General features: G+C 68.4%; 17 protein-coding genes and 1 tRNA gene. 14 read left to right on the top strand and 4 right to left on the bottom strand.

Annotation, left to right across the window (positions count from 1 at the left end; genetic code table 11):
- Positions 1 to 45 precede the first annotated feature (45 nt).
- From AC1Q87_RS05390 to AC1Q87_RS05355, 8 genes are all read left to right on the top strand, one after another.
- Complete coding sequence (locus AC1Q87_RS05390; RefSeq protein ID WP_436061736.1) at positions 46 to 525, top strand: Lrp/AsnC family transcriptional regulator; 480 nt, start codon at positions 46 to 48, stop codon at positions 523 to 525.
- Positions 526 to 700: 175 nt separating this feature from the next.
- Positions 701 to 1762, top strand: a complete 1062-nt coding sequence (locus tag AC1Q87_RS05385; RefSeq protein WP_492607940.1) for a dipeptidase — start codon at positions 701 to 703, stop codon at positions 1760 to 1762.
- A 46-nt stretch (positions 1763 to 1808) separates the two neighbouring features.
- Positions 1809 to 2795: a tetratricopeptide repeat protein gene (locus tag AC1Q87_RS05380; protein ID WP_492607939.1), complete on the top strand. Its 987-nt coding sequence runs from the start codon at positions 1809 to 1811 to the stop codon at positions 2793 to 2795.
- 53 nt (positions 2796 to 2848) lie between these two features.
- On the top strand, positions 2849 to 5656 hold the full coding sequence (locus AC1Q87_RS05375) for a TonB-dependent receptor domain-containing protein (protein ID WP_492607938.1): 2808 nt from the start codon (positions 2849 to 2851) through the stop codon (positions 5654 to 5656).
- A gap of 176 nt (positions 5657 to 5832) precedes the next feature.
- Positions 5833 to 6786: a BadF/BadG/BcrA/BcrD ATPase family protein gene (locus AC1Q87_RS05370; RefSeq protein WP_492607937.1), complete on the top strand. Its 954-nt coding sequence runs from the start codon at positions 5833 to 5835 to the stop codon at positions 6784 to 6786.
- Positions 6786 to 8057, top strand: a complete 1272-nt coding sequence (locus AC1Q87_RS05365) for a family 4 glycosyl hydrolase (protein ID WP_492607936.1) — start codon at positions 6786 to 6788, stop codon at positions 8055 to 8057. Before AC1Q87_RS05370 ends, AC1Q87_RS05365 begins: the two co-directional genes overlap by 1 nt.
- Positions 8058 to 8075: 18 nt before the next feature.
- Positions 8076 to 8921 carry a ChbG/HpnK family deacetylase gene (locus AC1Q87_RS05360; RefSeq protein WP_492607935.1) on the top strand — a complete coding sequence of 282 codons (846 nt, stop codon included), beginning with the start codon at positions 8076 to 8078 and terminating at the stop codon, positions 8919 to 8921.
- Positions 8918 to 9529, top strand: a complete 612-nt coding sequence (locus AC1Q87_RS05355) for a TetR/AcrR family transcriptional regulator (RefSeq protein ID WP_492607934.1) — start codon at positions 8918 to 8920, stop codon at positions 9527 to 9529. Before AC1Q87_RS05360 ends, AC1Q87_RS05355 begins: the two co-directional genes overlap by 4 nt.
- On the opposite strand, the gene AC1Q87_RS05350 is transcribed toward AC1Q87_RS05355, so the two are convergent.
- From AC1Q87_RS05350 to AC1Q87_RS05335, 4 genes are all read right to left on the bottom strand, one after another.
- Positions 9526 to 11517, bottom strand: coding sequence for an OPT family oligopeptide transporter (locus AC1Q87_RS05350; RefSeq protein WP_492607933.1), 1992 nt, complete (start codon positions 11515 to 11517; stop codon positions 9526 to 9528). The genes AC1Q87_RS05355 and AC1Q87_RS05350 overlap by 4 nt on opposite strands.
- A gap of 67 nt (positions 11518 to 11584) precedes the next feature.
- Positions 11585 to 12796 (bottom strand): acyl-CoA dehydrogenase family protein, encoded by a 1212-nt coding sequence (locus tag AC1Q87_RS05345; protein ID WP_492607932.1) that lies wholly within the window; start codon positions 12794 to 12796, stop codon positions 11585 to 11587.
- A 162-nt stretch (positions 12797 to 12958) separates the two neighbouring features.
- A complete protein-coding gene (locus tag AC1Q87_RS05340; RefSeq protein WP_492607931.1) occupies positions 12959 to 13087 on the bottom strand; it encodes a hypothetical protein in 129 nt (42 codons plus the stop codon).
- A 263-nt stretch (positions 13088 to 13350) separates the two neighbouring features.
- Positions 13351 to 13424 (bottom strand) — tRNA-Cys (locus tag AC1Q87_RS05335).
- 156 nt (positions 13425 to 13580) lie between these two features.
- Here AC1Q87_RS05335 and AC1Q87_RS05330 point away from each other — a divergent pair.
- The 6 genes from AC1Q87_RS05330 (at position 13581) to AC1Q87_RS05305 (ending at position 21985) form a co-directional block, all read left to right on the top strand.
- Entirely contained in the window at positions 13581 to 14153 is a 573-nt protein-coding gene (locus tag AC1Q87_RS05330) for a protein-L-isoaspartate O-methyltransferase family protein (RefSeq protein ID WP_492607930.1), read from the top strand.
- 174 nt (positions 14154 to 14327) lie between these two features.
- Positions 14328 to 15806 carry a TolC family outer membrane protein gene (locus AC1Q87_RS05325; protein ID WP_492607929.1) on the top strand — a complete coding sequence of 493 codons (1479 nt, stop codon included), beginning with the start codon at positions 14328 to 14330 and terminating at the stop codon, positions 15804 to 15806.
- Positions 15807 to 15940: 134 nt separating this feature from the next.
- Entirely contained in the window at positions 15941 to 16483 is a 543-nt protein-coding gene (locus tag AC1Q87_RS05320; protein WP_492607928.1) for a DUF2497 domain-containing protein, read from the top strand.
- Positions 16484 to 16641: 158 nt separating this feature from the next.
- Positions 16642 to 19305: a valine--tRNA ligase gene (locus tag AC1Q87_RS05315; RefSeq protein ID WP_492607927.1), complete on the top strand. Its 2664-nt coding sequence runs from the start codon at positions 16642 to 16644 to the stop codon at positions 19303 to 19305.
- A 177-nt stretch (positions 19306 to 19482) separates the two neighbouring features.
- Positions 19483 to 21237 carry a class I adenylate-forming enzyme family protein gene (locus AC1Q87_RS05310; RefSeq protein ID WP_492607926.1) on the top strand — a complete coding sequence of 585 codons (1755 nt, stop codon included), beginning with the start codon at positions 19483 to 19485 and terminating at the stop codon, positions 21235 to 21237.
- A gap of 16 nt (positions 21238 to 21253) precedes the next feature.
- Positions 21254 to 21985, top strand: coding sequence for a TlyA family RNA methyltransferase (locus AC1Q87_RS05305; RefSeq protein ID WP_492607925.1), 732 nt, complete (start codon positions 21254 to 21256; stop codon positions 21983 to 21985).
- Positions 21986 to 22000: the final 15 nt, after the last annotated feature.

Here is a 22000-nt window from a genome sequence, read left to right as displayed (position 1 = left end):
ACGCGCGGACGCCGCGCATGAGGCACAGCAGGAACCGGCTACTTGATGACGACTCTCTCCAAGCGCGAACAGGAGCTGCTGCAGCTTCTCCGCGAAGATGCGCGCAAGAGCGTGACCGACCTAGCCAAGGAGCTGGGGGTGAGTCGGCCCACTCTGCAGAACATGATGAAGAAGCTCGAGGAGGTGGCGATCAGCCGCTACACCGTCGAGCTGAAGCCGACCTTCGCCAACGCGCCGATCCGCGCCTACGTGCTGCTGAACCGTGAGCCTCGGAAATCCAACGAGATTCTCGACGTCATCATGAAGTTCCCGACGGTGCGCTACGTCTGCACCATCACCGGCGAGTTCGACGTCATCGTCGAGCTGGAGGCCGGCCAGTACGAAGACCTCGAAGCGATTCTCCACGGCATCGAACTGATCGACGGGGTGGTTCGCACCCAGACCTACATGGTGCTGTCCGAGAACTTTTCGCAGAAGGATCTGCCCTTCCTGCCCGCCAATTTGGTCGAGCCTGCCGGGCGGTAGCTTCCAGATTGGCAGTTCGTTCCCTGCCAATCTTTACATTTCTGCATAACAAGCTTGCCAAAAGCGAAAGTCGTCCTTCTAATATGTAAAGAAGGGCGGGGCGTTCAGCTTACAGATTGCCGTCGGCGCCGCCTTCGACGGGACGCAGTGCGCGTCCAGCAGGGGGAGGGGCTCCATGGCGACGCGACGGGGACTGCTGCAGGCTGCGCTGGCGGGCGCGGCGCTTGCCTCCGCGCCGCGCGCCTTCGCCGCCGCCGAACCGGCCGTGGTCTTCGACGCCCTCGGCGAGATGCGCACCGTCTATACGCCGGAGCTGGTCGAGCAGATCCTGGCCAGCGGCACCCGCGCCATCGCGGTGACCATCACCGATCCCAAGGTCGAGGCCGACAAGTCGCTGGCCCAGACCAACGCCGACATCGACCTCTACGACCGCTACTACGACGGCCTGCCGGCGCAGTTCATCCGCACGATTAGAGCCGCCGATGTCGACCGCGCCGCCGCCGAGCGCAAGATCGCGGTCTTCTACAATCTGCAGAACTCGACGCCGGTCGAGGCCGATCCCGGCCAGATCGCCGTGCTGCGCGCCCGCGGCGTCACCTCGATCCAGCTGACCTACAACGACCTCAACCGGTCCGGCGCCGGCTGCTTCGTCGACGGCGATCCGGGCATCACCCCGTTTGGGCGCGAGATGGTCGCGCGGCTGGAGGCCGAGCGCGTGCTCGTCGATCTCTCCCACGCGGGCATGAAGACGATGGCCGGCGCCATCGAAACCTCGAAGCGTCCGCTGATCGTCTCTCACACCGCTTGCAAGGCGCTGTGGGATCATCGCCGCAACACCACCGACGCCAACCTCCGCGCGCTCGCCGACAAGGGCGGCCTGGTCGGGATCACCCAGATCCGCACCTTCCTGACCCGCGAGAAGACGAACAACCGCCACGCATACTTCGACCACATCGACCATGCGGTGAAGGTGGCGGGGATCGACCAGGTCTGCATCGGCAGCGACCGCGATCATCGCGTGATCCCCGACACCGCCGAGGAACTGCGCATCCTGCTGCACGAGGAAGGCTCGCAGATCTCGGCCGACGACTGGCCGCTGTACCTCGACGGCATGAACGGCCCGCACCGCATGGACGTGGTGCGCGATGAACTGCGCAAGCGCCGCTACAGCCAGGCGCAGATCGACAAGCTGATGGGTAACAACGTCCGCCGGCTCTACCGCGACGTGATCGGGTAGGCCGTCCCCCCGGGCGCATGTGTGTGATTATTTTGGGAGATTTTCGATGAGTGGTTTCAGGTTCGCCCTGGCGGGCGCTGCCGCGGCGATCGCGCTCGCGGCGGCCGGCGCGGCCAGCGCCCAGGCTGACAGCTATCAGGGCAAGGATCTGTTCGGGAACGCGCTCTACGCCAAGGGTCGCAATCCGGTGAACGTCGGCTCGGGCGACGACCTGCAGAAGGCCGCTGACGCCGCCAAGGTCGCCTACGAAGCCAACATGACCGTCGACAGCGCCACCTGGTACGCGCGCCTGCTCGGCTACCAGGGCCTGCCCAAGGACGCCATCGACGTCCTGACCGTCGCGCTGAAGAAGTATCCGGACGCGCCGAAGCTGCTGCGCCACCGCGCCCACCGCTATTTCAGCATCCGTGAGTTCGACAAGTCGATCGACGACGGCCTGCGCGCCGCCAAGCTCTACGAGAACAAGCCGCTCGAGCGCGAGAAGATGGGTCCGTTCCCGGCCAGCCCCGACGTGGTCCAGTTCTACACCTACTACCACCTGGGCCAGGCGTATTTCGCCAAGCACGACTTCGACAACGCCGCCAAGTGGTTCCGCCGCGCCGGCGAGATCGGCGAGGGCACGGGCGGTCCGCCCGACGTCACCGCCTCGCTGTATTGGGAATACCTCTCCCTGGCCCGCGGCACCCACTACGCCGAGGCCAAGCAGCTCCTGAAGAACTACGACATCGATCTTTACGACCTGCGGGACAATCCCGAGGGCAACAACTACTTCGACGGCATCCAGCTGTTCAAGAAACTGCGCGACCCGCTCGACTTCTACTCCGAGCGCGACACCGGCAAGGCCTTCAGCAACTCGGACGGCATCAAGTCGTCCACCAGCTACAGCCTGGCTCAGTACTACATCCTCCGGGCCGAATACGACCTCGCCAAGCCGCATCTGCGCAAGGCGATGGAGATTTCGACCTGGTCGTTCTTCGCGCGGATCCAGGCCGAGTCGGACTGGGTGCTGCTGTTCGGCAACGAGAAGCCCTAAGGGCGCCGGCCGCCGGGGCGGCCACCACAGACAAAAAGACGGGGATTAGACAGATGCAGAACTATGGGCGTAGCGCCTTCTTGAAATGCGGCGTCGCCGCCATCGCCATCCTGGCGGCGGCGACGCCGGCCATGGCTCAGGACGCGGTCGAGGAGGTGGTGGTCACCGGCTCGCGGATCGCGCGCCAGGACCTGGTCTCTTCCAGCCCGGTCACCACGGTGTCGGGCGAGGACATCAAGGTGGTCGGCTCGGCCAGCGTCGAGGAGTACCTCAACACGCTGCCGCAGCTGGTCGCTGGCGCGACCAAGTCGACCAACGTGACCGGGCAGGCGGACGCCACCGCCAACCTCAACCTGCGCGGCCTGGGCGCCAAGCGCACCCTGGTGCTGGTCAACGGCAAGCGGTTCATGGCCTCGAACCAGCAAGGCATCGTCGACGTCAACAACATCCCGGCCTCGCTGGTCGAGCGGGTTGAAGTTGTCACCGGCGGCGCCTCGGCGGTCTACGGTTCGGACGCCATGGCCGGCGTCGTCAACTTCATCCTCAAGGACAAGTTCGACGGGCTGCAGGTCGAGGGCCAGTACGGCCTCTCCGGCCAGGGCGACGCCCAGGACTGGTCGACGTCGCTGACGTTCGGCGCCTCGGGCGAGCGCGCCAGCGTCATGATGTACGTCAACTACGAGGACCGTGCGGCGCTGCGCGGCAACGAGCGTGAGCTGTCGCGCTACTCGACCATCGACTCCAACGGCGTCTTCGTGCGCAGCGGCACCGCCGGCCGGGTCGGCGGCACGCTGATCGGCATCCCGACGCCGAACGGCACGGGCGGCTTCACCAACCGCGACTACGCGCTCGACAACCTGATCCCGCGCCCGTTCATCGCGGCGACGGACACCAACTACGAGCTCCAGCAGGACTACGCGATCCAGACCCCGCTGCAGCGGACCAACGTCTACGGCCGCGGCACCTACGACTTCACCGACACCATCCAGGGCTACCTGGAGTTCGGCTTCAACAACGTGAAGTCCAGCGCGATCCTGGCCCGCACGGCGCCGAACATCCGCGAGACCACCAACGTCCCGGGCCTGCCGTATAACGCGTCGTTCGTCAGCCCGCAGATGGCGGCGCTGCTGGCCGCGCGCTCGAACCCGACGGCGCCGTTCGCGCTGCGCTTCGAAGCCCCCAGCCAGTTCCCGAAGCGTGAAATCGCCTTCGCCCGCGACCTCTACCGCGTGCTCGGCGGCTTCGAGGGCAACCTCGGCGACTGGAAGTGGGACGCCAGCTACAGCTACAGCCACCTGGCCACCACCGAAGTCCAGAAGGGCGACATCTCGCGCCGGATGTTCGTCGAGGCCTCGACTCCCAGCGCCACCGACCCGACCAAGTGCGCCAGCGGCAACCCGCGCTGCGTGCTGGTGACCAACCTCACCGACTGGTCGCCGGCCCTGGTCAACTTCCTGCGCGTCGACAACCTGTCGACCACCGAGCTGACCGAGAAGATCCTGCAGGCCAACATCTCCGGCTCGCCGTTCTCTCTGCCGGCTGGTGAAGTGGGCGTGGCCTTCGGCGCGGAGCACCGCTCTGTGTCCAGCGCCGACAACCCCGCGCCGGTGCTGCTGGACTTCGCTTCGGCGGGCTTCGGCGAACGCAACGCCACGGCCGGTGAGTACGACGTCACCGAGTTCTACGGTGAAGCCATCGTTCCGCTGCTCGCCGACATGCCGGGCATCGACTACCTCGGCCTTGAGCTCGCGGCCCGCTATTCGGACTACTCCACCGCCGGCAAGGTCGAGACCTACAAGGCGGGCGGCGAATGGCGCATCAACAGCGACGTGCGTCTGCGCGCCCTCTACCAGCGTGCGGCTCGCGCGCCGAACATCGCCGAGCTGTTCGGAGGCATGATCAACACCTATCCGGCGATGACCGACCCGTGCTCGCGCACGGCGAACCCGACCGGCCAGGTGGCGGCGCTCTGCGTGGCCCAGGGCGTTCCGGCCTCGGCCATCGGCTCGTACCAGCAGAACGGCGCGGCGATCGAGGCGCGCCTGGTCTCGAACCAGAACCTGAAGGTGGAAACCTCCGACACCGTCACCATCGGCGCGGTGTGGACCCCCAGCTTCCTGCCGGGCTTCAACCTCACGCTCGACTACTTCGACATCAAGATCGATGACGCCATCGAGCGCCTGGGCGGCGGTCCGCAAGGGACGCTGGCCTCGTGCTTCGCCAGCAACGACGTGAACAGCGAGTTCTGCAAGACCTTCACCCGTTCGCGCTCGACCTACGAGATCATCGACTGGGGCGTGCCGTTGGCCAACGTCGCCAGCCTGCAGACCTCGGGCCTCGACATCGCCGCCAACTACGGCTGGACGATGGACAACTGGGGCATCGGCGGCGACCCGGCTCGCCTGCGCGCCTCGCTGTTCGTGACCTGGGTGGACAAGAACACCTTCCAGGCCAACGCCACGGCGCCGGTCGTCGACCGCGTCGGCACCGTCGGCGGCGACACTCCGGCGATCCCGGAATGGCGCTGGACCGGCCAGCTCAACTACTCGAGCAGCGGCCTGGAATTGTCCTGGCAGACCGAGTTCCTGTCCTCGGTGAAGGATCGCAAGTACGCCAACGCGATCCTGGCCGGCTCGGCCAACCCGAAGGCCGGGATCGCCGCCCCGGAAGTCGACGCCTACTTCTACCACAACGTCCGGGCGGCCTATTCCTTCGACCGCTACACGGTCTCGGGCGGCGTCCGGAACCTGTTCGACAAGGAAGCCCCGCGGCTGTCCTCGCCGATCGAGGGCAACACCGATCCGAACACCTACGACGTGATCGGCCGCTACTTCTTCGTCGGCGTGCAGGCGAAGTTCTAGGACTTGAAGCTATCGGATCGCTCCCGCTGCCTGGGGGCGATCCAATAGGCGGCAGCCCCCCGGCCGCCCCTGGAGCGACCGGCGCACCCCACGCGCCGGTCGCTTTATTTTTGCCTGTTGCGCAGAATCCTAGTGGTCGCTAGGAATCTCCGAGCGGCCGCTAGGGAACGAGTGAATTGAGCAGGCGTCTTCTCATCGGGTTGGACAGCGGCGGCGCCAAGACGGCGGCCGTGCTCTGCGATGAGACGGGGCGCGTGCTCGCCCGCGTCCGCGACATCGGCGCCGCCATCGTCGGCTTGCCCGATCTGCGTTTCTACAAGGTCGTCGGCCGGGTGCTGGCCCGCCTCTGCGAGCAGGCGAAGGTCGCTCTGGCCGATGTCGAACGGGTCGCCATGGGGCTCAGCGGCGTCGACTATCCCGACGAGCAGGCCGAGCAGCATCGCCTGATCGCCGCCCGGTTCGGCCTCGAAGGCCGGCTGGAGCTGGTCAACGACGGCCTCGTCGCGCTGTGGGGCGTCTCCCGCGCCGAGGCGGTGGCGTTGTTCCAGCACGGCAGCGGCGTCACCACCGCCTACCGCAACGCCTACGGCGGGGAGGCGATCTACGACAGCCTCGACGTCGCCGAGGTATTCGACGTTCGTCGCGCCGCCTTCGCCCAGACCGCCCGGATGATCGACGGCCGCGCCGCGCCGACCGAGCTCAAGGACCGGGTGCTGGCCCACTGCGCGGTGCCGGCCGAACGCTTCGCCGAGTGGGCCTTCCGCGACGAGGCCGCGCGCGAACGCCGGATGGCCGTCGCCCCCGTGGTCTTCGCAGCCTGGCAGGCCGGCGATCTCGCCGCCGCCGAGATGATCGCCCGCGCCGCCGACGACTACGTGCTGACCATGCGGGTGATGGGCGAGCGCATCGGGGTCCCGTTCGAAGCGGCGTTCGGCGGCGGGGTCATCGCCCAGGGCGGAACCGCCTTCCAGCTGCGCCTCGGCGAAATGCTCAGCCGCCAGCTGCCCGATGCGCGCCTCGTCCCTGTCGCCCTGCCGCCGGAACACGGCGCGGCGGTGTTCGCCGCCTTCCGCGCCGGGCTCGATCCTCAGCCGTTCTTCGCCAAGCTCGCCGAACTGGAGACCGCCTGATGCGTCCCATCGTCCTCTGCATCGTCGGAGCCGGCGGCAGCTACACCCCCGAGATCGTCGAGGGCGTGCTGGATCGCCAGGGCCTGACGGTCGCCGAGATCAGCCTGACCGATAGCGATCCGCAGCGGCTGGCGGTCATGGCCGGCCTGACCCGCCGGATGGTCGCCGCCAAGGGCGCCAGGATCGCCGTTCGCGAGAGCGCCGACCTCGCCGAGGCCGCCGCCGGGGCCGACTTCGTCGTCACCCAGATCCGGGTCGGGGGCATGGCCGCCCGCCAGCTCGATGAGACGATCCCCCTGCGCTACGGGGTGATCGGCCAGGAGACGACCGGCCCCGGCGGCATGTTCAAGGCGTTGCGGACCATCCCGGTGATGATCGAAATCGCCCGGACGATCGCAGAGGTCGCGCCGAACGCCTTCATCCTCAACTACACCAACCCCAGCGGCATCGTGACCGAGGCGGTGCTGAACCACACCGACGCCAAGCTGCTCGGCCTCTGCTCGTCGATCCCGCTGCTGCAGCACCGCCTGCGCAAGATCCTCGCGCCGGTGTTCGGCGAGGTGCAGATCGCCAGCGTCGGCCTCAACCACCTGGGCTTCATCCACCAGATCACCGCCGGCGACGAGGACGTCACCGTCAGGGCGATCGCCCATCTGGCGGGAAGCTACACCGCCAACGACGCCCTGTTCGCTTCGGCCCTTAAGATCGCCCCGGTCCTCGGCGCGATCCCGGTCGAGAAGTATGGCGACCTCTACTTCCATCGCCGGGCCGAGTTCGAGGCCATGGTGCTGGCCGAGCGCACCCGCGCCCAGGCGGTCATGGACATCGAGGCCGAGGTGTTGGCGCAGGCCGCCGACCCGGCGGTCGCCGCCAAGCCGCCGGCCCTGATCCGCCGGGGCGGGGAGGGCTACAGCGGCGTCACCTTCGACACCCTCGACGCCGTCCTCAATGATCGCGGGGCGCACATCGTGATGAGCGCCCTGAACAACGGCGCGGTGGCCGGCTTGCCCGACAATGCGGCCGTCGAGACGGTCTGCCGCGTCGACGCCTCCGGGGCGCGGGCGCTGCCCGTGGGCGAGATCCCGCTGGCCTATCGCGGCCTCGTCCAGGCGGTGAAGGCCCACGAGAGCCTGACCGTCCAGGCGGCGGTGACGCGCAGCCGCGACGCGGCCCTGCAGGCGCTGCTGGCCCACCCGCTGGTCGGCGACATCGATATCGCCGAACCGATGCTCGACGAGATGCTCGCCGCGCACGGTCTGAACTACCAATAACGTCCGGGGAGGGACGCGATGGAGCCTGCGAAGAGTCTGGTCGAGCGTCTCGGCTACGCCGCCGACGAACGGCTGCTGATCATCAACTGCGACGACGTCGGCTCCAGCCACGCCGCCAATCTGGCCTGCCTGGAGGCTATGACCCGCGGCGTCGCCACCAGCGGCACGCTGATGGTGCCCTGCGCCTGGGCGCGCGAGGCGGTGGACATGTTCGCCGATCTCGACCTCGGGGTGCACCTGACCCTCACCGCGGAGTATCCCGGCTATCGTTGGCGCTCGCTGACCGGCGGCCGTTCGCTGCACGACGCCGACGGCTTCCTGCCCTCGACCGCCGCCGCGGTCTTCGCCCGCGCCCAGATCGACGAGGTCCGCGCCGAGTGCCGAGCCCAGATCGAGCAGGCGCTGGCCTGGGGCGTCGACGTCACCCACCTCGACTCGCACATGGGCGCCAACCAGATCGATCAGCGCTTCATTGAGGTCTACGTCCAGCTGGCGCAGGAGTACGACCTGCCGCTGCGGATGCTGGGTCCCAGGCTCGAGGCGCATCTCGGCGTCTCGGGCCGCCAGCTGGCCGCCGCCGCCGGCCTCGTCTGCAACGACGAGTTCGTCTCCGAGTGGGGCCGCCCGACCGGCGAGCTGCTCCAGGCGGTGCTGCCGCGGCTGGCGGCCGGCGTCGCCGAGGTCAACGTCCATCCGGTGCTCGATGGCCCCGAACTGCGCGGCTACGACAAGAAGGAGCCGCTGATCCGCATCGACGACCACGCGGTGACCATGGATCCGGCGACCCGGGGCTTCCTCGATGCGCAGGGCTTCCGGATGATCAGCTTCCGTCCCCTGCGGGACCTGCAGCGGAGCGCCGCATGAGCGCGCCCCCTGGAACCCGTCAGCCGCGGGGCAGGGCCCGCCGGGCGGCGGTGCTGGAGGCCGCGCGGCGGTTGTTTGCAAGTCAGGGATTCAAGGGCTCGAGCCTGGCGGCGATCGCGCAGGAGGCCGGCATCACCGACGCCGGGCTGCTCTATCATTTCCCGACCAAGAACGCCCTGCTGCTGGCGGTGATCGCCGAGGGCGACCGCGAGCAGGACGAGGCCCTGGAAAAGGTCCGCGACGTCCAGGGACTGCCGCTGCTGCAACGCATGGCCGAGTTCGGCGCCGACCTCGAGGCCGATCCGATCCTGACCGCCCTGGACGTGACGCTGTCAGCCGAGAACCTCTCGGGCGGGTCTGAGATCAACACCTACTTCGTCGGCCGCTACGACCGCTTCCGGGCGATGCTGACCCAGGCCTTCGAGGAGGCGCGCCGCGCCGGCGATCTGGTCGGCGACTTCGACTCAGCCGTCGAGGCGGCGAACATGACCGCGGTGCTAGACGGCCTGCGCCTGCAGTGGCTGCTCAGCGATGGGGCCGTGTCGATGTCCGGCGGCATGCGCGCCTATGTGACCGGCGTCATCGCCCGGCTGTCGCCGAAGCCCTAGGCCGCCTCCGGCGGCAGCCTGCGGGCCCGGGCTTCGGTCCAGAGATAGAGCCCCAGAACCGTCAGCGCGACGACGCCGGCGCCGGCCCACATGGTCTGTTCGGGGAACGCCTCGGGGGCGACGGCGATGGGCGAGGGGTTGTTGGTCGCCACGATCAGCCCGGCCAGGGCCACGTTGAACAGGCTCTCGCCGACAATGAAGCCGGAGGCCAGCAGCACGCCCAGCCGTTGCGCCGCCGCGCCATGCGGCTTGGCGCTCACCCATCGATCGTAGATCCAGCCGACCACGGCCCCCAGCACGACGGGCAGGGTCACGGCCGCGGGCAGATAGATGGCGATGCCGACGCCCAGCGGGGGGAGGCTGTACTTGCCCGTCCGGCGCAGCAGCTCGTCGACCACCACCAGGACCACGCCCAGCGCCACGCCGACGCCGATATAGATCCATGGCAGATCGCCCTGGATCACGCCCTTGGCCAGGGTCGAGATCAGCACCGCCTGCGGCGCGGCCAACGGCTGGTCGGAGATGGCGTGCAGGTTCGGCGCGCCGGCGAAGCCGAAGGCCTTGTTGAGGATGTCGAGGATCGGCGGGATCACGCAGGCGCCGGCGACTACCCCGACGATCAGCGCGGCCTGCTGCTTCCAGGGCGTGGCCCCGACCAGCTGGCCGGTCTTCAGGTCCTGCAGGTTGTCGTTGGCGATGGTCGCGACGTTGAGCAGCACGGCGGTGACGAACAGGGCGTAGGCGACCAGCGCCGCGTGGCCCGTGGGGCCGACCGTGTTCGCCGCCAGCAGCACCAGCAGCAGCGAGGCGCCCAGCACCGAGAGGATGGCCAGGCCCGAGACCGGGCTGTTGGACGAGCCGATCAGCCCGGCCATGTAGCCGCAGACTGCGGCCACCAGGAACCCGGCGATCACGACATAGAGCACCCCGCCGGCGATCAGCGGCCAGATCACGCTCTCCAGCGGGCCGGCGTTGAGGAAGCTGTAGAGCAAGACGGCCAGCGGCGGCAGGCTGCCCAGGATCACTGCACCGACGATCCAGATCGGCATGTCGCGCTCGGTCAGCGGCAGGTCCGCGCCCTTGCCGGCGGCGCGCAGACCCGAGGCGCGGATCGCGCCGGCCAGGCCGATCCAGACCGGGCCGGCCAGCTTGGCCAGCGTCCAGATCGCCGCTGCGCCGATCGCGCCCGCGCCGATGAAGCGCACGTTCGGGGCCCATGCGGCCTGGGCGATCTCAGCCGCGGTTCCGGTCGCAGCCGGGTTCAGGTGGGTCATGATCGGCACCGCCACGCCCCAGGCGATGATCGTGCCGACCAGCATGGCGACGCCGACCGCGATGCCCATCAGGTGGCCGGCCCCGATCAGCGCCAGCTGCAGGCCGCCGGCCAGTCCGGTGGCGGTGGTGGGGGTGGGGCGGAACCAGACCGCGATCTCTCCGGCCAGGGCGCGCATGCCCACCGCCGCGGAGATCACGGCCGAGCCCAGCGAGCCGACCACCACGGCGGCCAGGCCGGCCTTGGCCTCGGCCCCGCCGGACGAATCACGCGAGCCCGATCCGACCTTCAGCACCTCGGCGGCCGCGCGCCCTTCGGGGTAGGGCAGGTCGGAATTGGTGACCAACGCTCGGCGCAGCGGGATCGTGTACATGACCCCCAGGACCCCGCCGATCACGCAGATCCAGAACGATGTCCAGAACGGGAAGCCCGTCCACCAGCCGACCATCACCAGGCCGGGCAGCACGAAGATGATCGACGACAGCGTCCCGGCGGCCGAGGCCACCGTCTGGACGATGTTGTTCTCCCAGATGGTCGAGGTCTTGAGGCCGCGCAGGATCACCATCGAGATCACCGCTGCGGGGATCGACGAGGCGAAGGTCAGCCCGACCCGCAGGCCGAGATAGACGTTGGCCGCGGTGAACACGACCGTGATCAGGCAGCCCAGGGCCAGGCCCCGCAGCGTCAGTTCGACCCGCTTGTCGCCCGTGGCCATTCCCGAATCCCCCGGTGCGCCGTGTTCGGATCAGTTGTGACCCAACACGGGCGCCCCCGCCAGGGGATCAGGCCGACTGGGTGTTGTCGGGCAGCCCGAGAATCCGCTTGGAGATGATGTTGTTCTGGATCTCGGCCGACCCGCCGTAGATCGACATCGCCTTGCCGCCCAGCCAGCTGCGAACCGTCTCGATCTCGTCCTTGCTGAAGGCTTCGCCCTCCCAGCCCAGGCCCTGGTGGCCCATGATCTCGACGGTCAGTTCGGCCCGCGTCTGGGCGACGTTGGTCGCCGAGTTCTTGAGCACCGAGGCGGCGTTGGTCGCGCCCGAGGCGCCCTTCGATTCGGCCGCCGCCCGGGCCAGGGTCAGGCGGTGGATCTGGGCGTCCATCAGATGGCGCGTCAGGCGCGTGCGCAGGTCGGTGTCGGCGATGCGGCCGTCAGCGTCGAGCTCGAGATAGCGCTTGGCGATCTCCTGCATCGGTGTCGCCCGCGGGCCGTTCGCCGCGCCGGTCTGGCTGGCCCGCTCGTGCTGCAGCAGCCGCTTGCCGACCGTCCAGCCGACGTTCAGCTCGCCCAGCACCGCTTCCTTCTCGGCCCGGGCGTCGCTGAAGAAGGTCTCGCAGAACGGCGAGGCGCCGGCGATCAGCGCGATCGGCCGCGTCTCGATGGCGTCCTGCTGCATGTCGATCAGCATGAAGGTGATGCCGTCATGCTTCTTGGCCTTGAAGTCGGTCCGCACCAGGGCGCCGCACCACTGCGAATGCTGGGCGCCCGAGGTCCAGGTCTTCTGGCCCGTGATCACCCAGTGATCGCCGGCGTCGGTAGCCTTGGTCTGCAGCGAGGCCAGGTCCGACCCGGCGTTCGGCTCGGAATAGCCGACGCACCAGCGGATCTCGCCGCGCACGATCGGCGGGATGTGCTTGCGCTTCTGCTCTTCGGTTCCGTAGTCGAGGATGGTCGGGCCGATCATGGTCACGCCCATGCCGAAGGTCAGCGGGTTGAACGCGCCGATCTTGGCCATTTCCTGCTGCAGCACGCGCGCCTGCTGGCCGCTGAGGCCGCCGCCGCCGTACTCGGTCGGCCAGGTCGGCGTGCCCCAGCCTTTTTCGCCGATGCGCTTCATCCAGAGCAGGACGTCGCCCTCGGGCTTTTCGCCTTCCATGAGGGCGGCGGCGACGCCGGGCTTGCCGCGCAGCGAGGCCGGGAAGTTCTCCTCCAGCCAGGCGCGGGCCTGCGCGCGGAAGTCCTCGAGTTCCAGGTCGCTTCCGAAGTCCGCCATATCCATTCCTCCGCTCGTTGCGGACAAACTATTGGCTGGCGCAGGCGCGGCAAGGCGCCCGTCGCGTAACCCTGCGCAGATTTCCGCCGCCGAGAGCGGAAATCACGGGTCAATTGTCGGGCGAACTGCAGAACGATGGCGCTGCGGTAGGAACGAGACCGGCTAGGGGGCGTTTCCAGGCGGTCCCTGACGCAGATTCCACGGCTGCATGTCGCGGATTTCGGAGCGCTGCATGAATGGCGGCTGGGCGTCGCGCAGCAGCACTGCAAGGCGTCCGACGAGGTCGCTCATTCGACTGCGGGTCAGCGTCCCGCTTGCCTGGCTGACAGTTCTGTCGCCCATAGCCCACCTTCCAACCCCGCCGCGCTTCTCCGGCGCAACGGGCTCCCATGAGCAACATAGAAGCCCCGCATATTAAGGAAAGCTAGGGAAATCCCTTCCGGGGTGTGGTCTCCACCCGTTCGTCACCTGTCGGGTGTTGTATGCGCGTGACGCTGGCGTGGCTTTTCGGGCCGCCGTCGACGCGGGAAGGTCGTTGTCAAACTAGGGAAATTTGGAGGCCTGACCGAGAATCGAACTCGGGTTCACGGATTTGCAGTCCGCTGCGTCACCACTCCGCCATCAGGCCGCCGCCGGCCGGAGCCGGGGAGGGCGCTTGGCTAACAGAACAGCTCGTCCGCTGCAATCCTCTCTCGCTGCTCTCATGGGCCGATTGCCTTAACGGGAGGGGCGGACCTATAAGCGCGCCAAGTTTCTTATTCTGCGTCTGCCCCGTCGAGGAATCATGGCCGCCGATTTCGCCGCAGCCCGGCTCAACATGGTCGAGAGCCAAGTTCGCACCAACGACGTAACGGACGTGCGTCTGCACGACGCGATGCGCGCGATCCCGCGCGAAGCGCTGATTCCCGCGGACCGGAGCTTCCAGGCCTATGCCGACGTCGATGTCGAGTATGCGCCGGGCCGCTATCTGCTGCGTCCGCGCGAGGTCTCCAAGCTGCTGCAGGCGGCCAAGCCGGTCGAGGGCGAGCGGGTTCTGGCGATCGCCGCGCCCTACGCCGCGGCGGTTCTCGAGGCGGTCGGCCTCGACGTGACTCGCTTCGACGCCGAGGAGCTGAAGGCCGTCCCGGGCGGCGACTACGACCTGATCGTGGTGGAAGGCGCCGTCACTCGCGCGCCGCAGACCTGGCTCGACGCCCTGGCTCCTGGCGGCCGCCTTCTGGTGGTCGAACGGAACGGACCTACCGGTCAAGCTGTTTACTATGTCCGCGCCGACGACGGCGTCGGCCGCCGTACGCTGTTTGACGCCATGGCGCCTGTTCTGCCGGGCTTCGAACCGAAGGCGGGATTTGCGTTCTAGGTCGAGGCGATCCTCGCGTGCAGATGGCGTACGTGAAACATGGCCGAAACCTTGGGGTGAAAAAAGCTTAAGGTCGCGCCCACTAGTCCGGCGCTGAATAGCCGGTCATATAGGACCCGGTCTCACTACGCCGTTTCGGGGATAACCATGTTCAATAGTCGTCGCGGAGGTTTGTTGGCCGCGGTCTACAGCGCAGGACTTGCGCTCACGATCGCCGCGCCCGCGTCCGCCGAAACCCTGGCCGAGGCGATCGCGCTCGCGTACGAATCGAACCCCACCCTTCAGGCCCAGCGCGCCACGCAGCGCGCGCTCGACGAGAACTGGGTCCAGGCGCGCACGGGCTATCGACCGCAGGCGTCGGTCAGCGGCACGGTCGCCTGGGCTGATATCCGCACCCCCGGACAGGGCGACTACATCGACACCAACGGCGACGGCATTCGCGACACGCTCGTCGCCGGCCGCCGCGACGACAACAGCGCCAGCGCCACCCTGCAGCTGAGCCAGCCGCTTTACACCGGCGGCCGCGTCGCCGCCGCCGTCAACGCCGCCGAAGCCGACATCCTCGCCGGCCGCGAGCAGCTGCGTCGCACCGAGGCTTCGGTAATGCAGTCGGTGATCCAGGCCTACGCCGACACCCGTCGCGACCAGGAAGGCCTGCGCATCCGCGAAGAGAACGTCCGCGTCCTCCAGCGTCAGCTCGACGAATCCAAGGCCCGCTTCGAAGTCGGGGAAATCACCCGCACCGACGTGGCCCAGTCCGAGGCGCGCCTCGCCGCCGCCGAGGCGCAACTGTCCCAGGCCCAGGCCCAGCTGGCCTCGAGCCGCGCGGTCTACGCCTCCGTCGTCGGCCAGAATCCGGGCGACCTGGCCGCCGAGCCGCCGATCTCGGCGCTGCTGCCGGCCGACGTGGCCCAGGCCTACGAGGCCGCCGAGGTCAACAATCCGCAGATCCGCCAGGCGCAGTACACCGAGCAGGGCAGCCGCGCGCGCCTCGCTGCGGCCCGCGCCGAGCGCATGCCCAATCTCGGCCTCACCGGTTCGGTCGGCTACAGCGGCACGGCCGATCCCTGGCAGGGCGAGGATTCGTCGCGCGCCGTGCGGGCCGGGGCGACCCTGACGGTGCCGTTGTTCACCGGCGGCCTGGTGTCGTCGCGCGTCCGCGCCTCGATGGAGCGCAACAACGCCGACCGCATCAATGTCGAGGTCGCGCGCCGCGCGGTCATGCAGAGCCTGACCCAGTCGTGGAACCAACATCTGGCGAGCAAGGCCAGCATCAGTTCGACCGATCAGCAGGTGAAGGCCGCGCGAATCGCCGCCGAAGGCACCAAGCAGGAGCAGCAGGTCGGCCTGCGCACCACGCTGGACGTGCTGAACGCTGAGCAGGAACTGCGCAACGCCGAACTGTCGCAGGTCAGCGCCCGGCGCGACGAGTTCGTCGCCAGCTCGCTGGTCCTGGCGCAGATGGGTCAGCTTGAAGGCCCGATGCTGGAGCCCAGCATCACGCGCTACGATCCGACCTCGAACTTCAACAAGAACCGGATCACCTGGGGTTGGGTGCCCTGGGAGGAGCCGATCGCCGTGGTCGACGGCGCCTTCACGCCCAAGACCGTCGAGAAGCCGACGGCCGCCGCCCCGCCCGCTGCACCGAAATAGGGTTAAAGTTTTCGTGCACGGTTTCGCCTGAGAGGCGATTAGGCGCTTGCGCCTTCTGGCGGAAATTGCAGGATCACACCGTCGCGCCAAGCTTGGCGTGACGGATTCTCTTTCGCACCACCGGCGGCCCTGAAATGTCTGAACAGACCTCGCAAGAACCGACGATGGAGGAGATCCTGGCCTCCATCCGACGCATCATCTCCGAAGATGACGCGCCGGCGGACGCCGCGGCTCCCGAGCCCGAGCCCGAACCGGAGCCCGTTCAGGCCGCCGCGCCGGTGTTCGAGCCCGAGCCGGAACCTGTCGTCGAAGAAGACGACGGCGCGCTGGAGCTGACCGACAAGATCGAGTCGCTCGGCGACCTCGACGTCTACACCCCGTCGGTGAGCGAAGAGCCCGAGGTTCCCGCCTACGAGCCGCCGCCCGCGCCGCCCGCTCCGGCGGTCGAGATCGGCGACGGCCTGGTCGGCGCGGTCGCAGCCAGCGCCGCCGCCTCGGCGTTCGGTCAGCTGTCGCGCTCGATCCAGATGCCGGCCGAGGGCCGCACGCTGGAGGACGTGGTCCGCGAACTGCTTCGCCCGCTGCTCAAGCAGTGGCTCGACGAAAACCTGCCGGGCATCGTCCAGCAGACCGTCGACAAGGAAGTCGAGCGGATCGCCCGCGGCGGCGTACGCTAGGCGAACACGAGCACCGCTCACCCGGTTCGCCGGGCCCCAAGCCGGGTCTGCATCTTCGTTTTCGCGAGTCCGCTTGGACCCCGCTTCGGCGGGGATGAGCTGATTCCCATGTCATCGCGCTTCCACGCCGATGATCGAAAATGTATGCAGCGCCCCAAATGCTTGAAAAGAATTTCGATCCCAAGACCGCCGAACAGCGCCTCTACGCCATGTGGGAGGGCTCCGGCGCGTTCGCGCCCAGCGCCGATCCGGCCGCCGAGCCGTTCTCCATCGTCATCCCGCCGCCGAACGTCACCGGCTCGCTGCACATCGGCCATGCGCTGAACAACACGCTGCAGGACGTGCTGACCCGCTTCGAGCGGATGCGCGGCAAGGCCGCCCTCTGGCTGCCCGGCACCGACCACGCGGGCATCGCCACCCAGATGGTCGTCGAGCGCCAGCTGGCCGCCGCCGGCAACATCGGCCGCCGCGACATGGGCCGCGACGAGTTCATCGCCAAGGTCTGGGAATGGAAGGCGCAGAGCGGCGGGACCATCACCAACCAGCTGCGCCGCCTGGGCGCGTCCTGCGACTGGAGCCGTGAGCGCTTCACCCTCGACGAGGGCCTGTCCGAGGCGGTCCGCAAGGTGTTCGTCACCCTGCACAAGCAGGGCCTGATCTACCGCGACAAGCGGCTGGTGAACTGGGACCCGCACTTCCAGACCGCTATCTCGGACATCGAGGTCGAGCAGAAGGAAGTCGACGGCGCCTTCTACCACTTCGCCTATCCGCTCGAGGACGGCTCTGGCGAGATCGTCGTCGCCACGACGCGGCCGGAGACCATGCTCGGCGACACGGCCGTCGCGGTCCACCCGAGCGACGAGCGCTACAAGGGCCTGATCGGCCGCGCCGTCCGCCTGCCGATCGTCAACCGCCCGGTGCCGATCATCGCCGACGAGTACGCCGACCCGGAAAAGGGCTCGGGCGCGGTCAAGATCACCCCGGCCCACGACTTCAACGACTACCAGGTCGGCAAGCGCAACAACCTGCCGATGATCAACATCTTCACCGAAGATGCGAAGATCAATGAGAACGCGCCGGCCGAGTATCGGGGCCTCGACCGCTTCGCCGCCCGCAAGAAGGTGGTCGCCGCCTTCGAGGAACTGGGCCTGCTGCGCGAGATCGAGAAGACCCGTCACGCCGTCCCGCACGGCGACCGCTCGGGCGTCGTCATCGAGCCCTACCTGACCGACCAGTGGTACGTCGACGCCAAGGTCCTGGCCCAGCCGGCGATCAAGGCGGTGGAAGAAGGCCGCACGGTCTTCGAGCCCCGCCACTGGGAAAAGACCTACTTCGAGTGGATGCGGAACATCGAGCCGTGGTGCATCTCGCGCCAGCTCTGGTGGGGGCACCGGATCCCGGCCTGGTACGGCCCGGATGGCAAGATCTTCGTCGCCGAGAGCGAGGAGGGGGCCAAGGCCGCCGCCCTCGATCACTACGGCCACGAGGAACCTCTGCGCCAGGACGACGACGTCCTCGACACCTGGTTCTCGTCGGGCCTGTGGCCGTTCTCGACCATGGGCTGGCCGGAGAAGACCAGCGACCTGGAGCGGTTCTATCCGACCAGCACCCTGGTCACCGGCTTCGACATCATCTTCTTCTGGGTCGCCCGGATGATGATGATGGGCATCCACTTCATGGGCGAAGTTCCCTTCGACCGCGTCTTCATCAACGCCCTGGTTCGCGACGCCGAGGGCAAGAAGATGTCGAAGTCCAAGGGCAACGTCATGGACCCCCTGGAACTGGTCGACGACTTCGGCGCCGACGCCCTGCGCTTCACCCTGACCGCCATGTCCGGCCAGGCCCGCGACATCAAGCTCTCGCGCCAGCGCATCGAAGGCTACCGCAACTTCGGCACCAAGCTCTGGAACGCAGCCCGCTTCGCCCAGGTGAACGGCTGCGCCCGCGCCGAGGGCTTCGACCCGGCCAATGTGAAGGGCGTGCTTAATCGCTGGATCGTCGGCGAGACGGTCCGCACCGTTCACGCGATCACCAAGGCGCTGGAAGGCTGCAGCTTCGACGGCGCCGCCAACGGCCTCTACCGATTCATCTGGAACACCTTCTGCGACTGGTACGTCGAGCTCTCCAAGCCGCTGCTCAACGGGACCGACGAGGCGCTGAAGGCCGAGACCCAGGCGACCGCCGCGTGGGCGCTCGACGTCATCCTGAAGCTGCTGCACCCGGTCATGCCGTTCCTGACCGAGGAGCTGTGGGCCCAGACCGCCGACCTCGGCGCGCCGCGCGGCGAGGGGATGCTGATCACGGCGCGCTGGCCGCAACTGCCCGACAGCCTGATCGATCCGGACGCCGACGCCGAGATCGGCCTGATCGTCGCCGCCGTCAGCGAAGGCCGCTCGGTGAAGGCCGAGCTGAACGTACCGCATTCGGCCCGCCCGCCGCTGCTGGTGATCGACGCCACCGACGCCCAGCGCGCGGTGTTCCGCACCAACGCCGCGGTCATCGCCCAGACGCTGCGCGTGGCCGAGGTCGAGTTCGTCGACCAGGCGCCGCAGGGCGCAATCCCGTTCGTGGTCAACGGCGCGACCCTGGCCCTGCCGGTGGCCGAGTTCATCGACCTGACCGCCGAGCGTGCGCGCCTGGCCAAGGAGATCGCTGGCCACGCCTCCGACATCGCGCACGTGATGAAGAAGCTCGGCAATCCGGCCTTCGTGGCCAACGCCAAGGAAGAGGTGGTCGAGGAGAATCGCGAGCGCCTGGCCGAGTCCGAGGCCGCCAAGACCAAGCTCGAGCATGCGTTGAGCCTGCTCGAGGCCGTGGTCTAGCCACCCGCGTTACGCCGCTTCGCCGATGAATGGTCGGCGGGGCGGGGTTCGTCCAGCTTTGGTGCGATTACCTGCCGCCGCGTCAAACGCACGTTTGCACCGGGCGCTAGGTTATGCTTGTTCACCTACGACGACGCGGGCGCGTTCAAGGCCCGCGCGAGCATTAGGAGAACGCCTATGTCCGAGGCTGTGCTGCCCGCTGGCTGGCCCGCCATGTCCATCGCCCAGGCCCATGCGCTGATCACTGCGCCTGGCTCCCCGGCCGAGGTCGAGACTGTGGATATCCGCGGCATTCCCACCCGGACCTGGAAGAACCTGCCGCCGTCGCTGCGCTCGATCGTCGAACTGGGCCGCGCCCACGGCGAGAAGGTGTTCCTGGTCTACGAAGACGAACGCGTCACCTACGAAGCCTTCTATCGCGCCGTCTCGGCGCTGGCCCGTCAGCTGGCCGCCGACGGCGTCCAGAAGGGCGACCGCGTCGCCGTGATCATGCGCAACCTGCCCGAATGGGTGGTGGCGTTCTACGCCGCCGCCTCGCTGGGCGCGATCGTGACCCCGCTGAACGCTTGGTGGACCGGCCCCGAGCTCGAATACGGCCTGACCGATTCCGGCAGCAAGGTCGTGCTGATGGACGCCGAGCGCTACGAGCGTCTGACCGAGCACCTGCCCAACTGCCCCGACCTCGTCCGCGTCTATGTGAGCCGCTCGCGCGAGGAGATCGCCCATCCGCAGGTCACCACGCTGGAAAGCGTGCTGGGCGGCGCCAACGAGTGGGCCAATCTGCCCGACCAGCCGCTGCCGCCGGTCGACATCCATCCCGACGACGACGCGACGATTTTCTACACCTCGGGCACCACGGGTAAGCCGAAGGGCGCCCTGGCCACCCAGCGCGGCGTCAATTCGAACATCATGGCCGGGGCCGTCGCCGGCGCCCGCGCCTTCCTGCGCCGCGGCGAAGCGCCTCCGCAGCCCGATCCCGACGCGCCGCAGCGCTCGTCGCTGATCTCGATCCCGTTCTTCCACGTCACCGGCTGCATGGCCGTGCTGAACCCGTCGCTGGCCGGCGGCGCCAAGCTGGTGATGATGCACAAGTGGGACGTGATCCGCGCGTTCGAGCTGATCCAGCGCGAGCAGATCCAGTCGGCCGGCGGCGTGCCGACCATCGCCTGGCAGCTGATCGAGCATCCGGCCCGCGCCAACTACGACCTGTCGTCGCTGGAGTCGGTCTCCTACGGCGGCGCGCCGTCGGCGCCGGAACTGGTCCGCAAGATCAAGGAAACCTTCCCGAAGTCGGCCCCCGGCAACGGCTGGGGCATGACCGAGACCTGCGCCACCGTCACCACCCACGGCGCTGAGGACTACGCCAACCGCCCCGACAGCTGCGGCCCGGCGGTCCCGGTCAGCGACCTGGAAATCCGCGATCCCGCCGACGGCGTCACGGTGCTCGGCCCGAACGTGGTCGGCGAGCTCTGGGCCCGCGGCCCGCAGGTCGTGAAGAACTACTGGAACAAGCCCGAAGCCACCGCCCAGACCTTCGTCGACGGCTGGGTACGGACTGGCGACCTGGCGCGCGTGGATGAAGAAGGCTTCTGCTTCATCATCGACCGCGCCAAGGACATGCTGATCCGCGGCGGCGAGAACATCTACTGCATCGAGGTCGAGAACGTTCTCTACGACCACCCGGCGGTGATGGACGCCGCCATCGTCGGCATTCCGCACCGGACCCTGGGCGAGGAGCCGGCCGCGGTCGTCACCCTCAAGCCGGGCGCTTCGGCGACGGAAGAAGAGCTCCGCGCGCACGTAGCCGAGCACCTGGCCGCGTTCAAGGTGCCGGTGAAGGTGAAGTTCTGGCACGAGACCTTGCCTCGCAACCCGAACGGCAAGATTCTCAAGAACGAGCTGAAGAAGCTGTTCGTCGAGGAGCAGGCCTAACCCGCCTGGACAAGGCTTGGGCAAGAAGCGCGCGGATGTCGTCCTGGTCGAACAGGGCCTGTTCGACAGCCGCGCCAAGGCCCGGGCCGCCATTGAGGCCGGCGGCGTCAGCGTCGCCGGCCGCGTGCTTTCCAAACCCTCGGACCTGATCGACGAGGCCGCCGACATCGCGGCCGTCGCCGCGCACCCGTATGTCGGGCGCGGGGCGCTGAAGCTGGTCCACGCCCTGGATCTCTGGCCGGTGCAGGTCGAAGGCCGCACCGTCGTCGACGTCGGCGCCTCGACCGGCGGCTTCACCGAGGTCTGCCTGCTGCGGGGCGCGGCGAGGGTCTACGCCGTCGATGTCGGCCGCGGCCAACTGCACCCCAAGCTGGCGGGCGATCCGCGCGTGGTCGGCCTGGAGGGTGTCGACGCCCGCAGCCTCGACCCGCACCTGATCCCGATCGCCCCGGATCTCATCGTCACCGACGTCAGTTTCATCGGGCTGGCCAAGGCGCTTCCCGCCGCCCTGGCGCTCGCCGCCGGCGGGGCCGACCTGGTCGCGCTGGTCAAGCCGCAGTTCGAGGTCGGGCCCGAGCACGTCGGCAAGGGCGGGCTGGTCAAGGACGAGGCCGCGCGCCGCCGGGCGCTCGACGAGGTGGCGGCGTTCCTGACGGCTTCGCGCTGGGCCGTGCGCGAAGTCGCCGACAGCCCTATCGCCGGCGGCGACGGCAACCTCGAGTTCCTGCTCTGGGCCCAGAGGGCCTGATCGAAAAGGAGAAGC

The organism is Phenylobacterium sp. GW823-FHT02A09 (genome assembly GCF_058797775.1).
The sequence above is the reverse complement of the archived record's forward strand: the minus strand, read 5'-3'. Positions and strand labels throughout refer to the sequence as shown.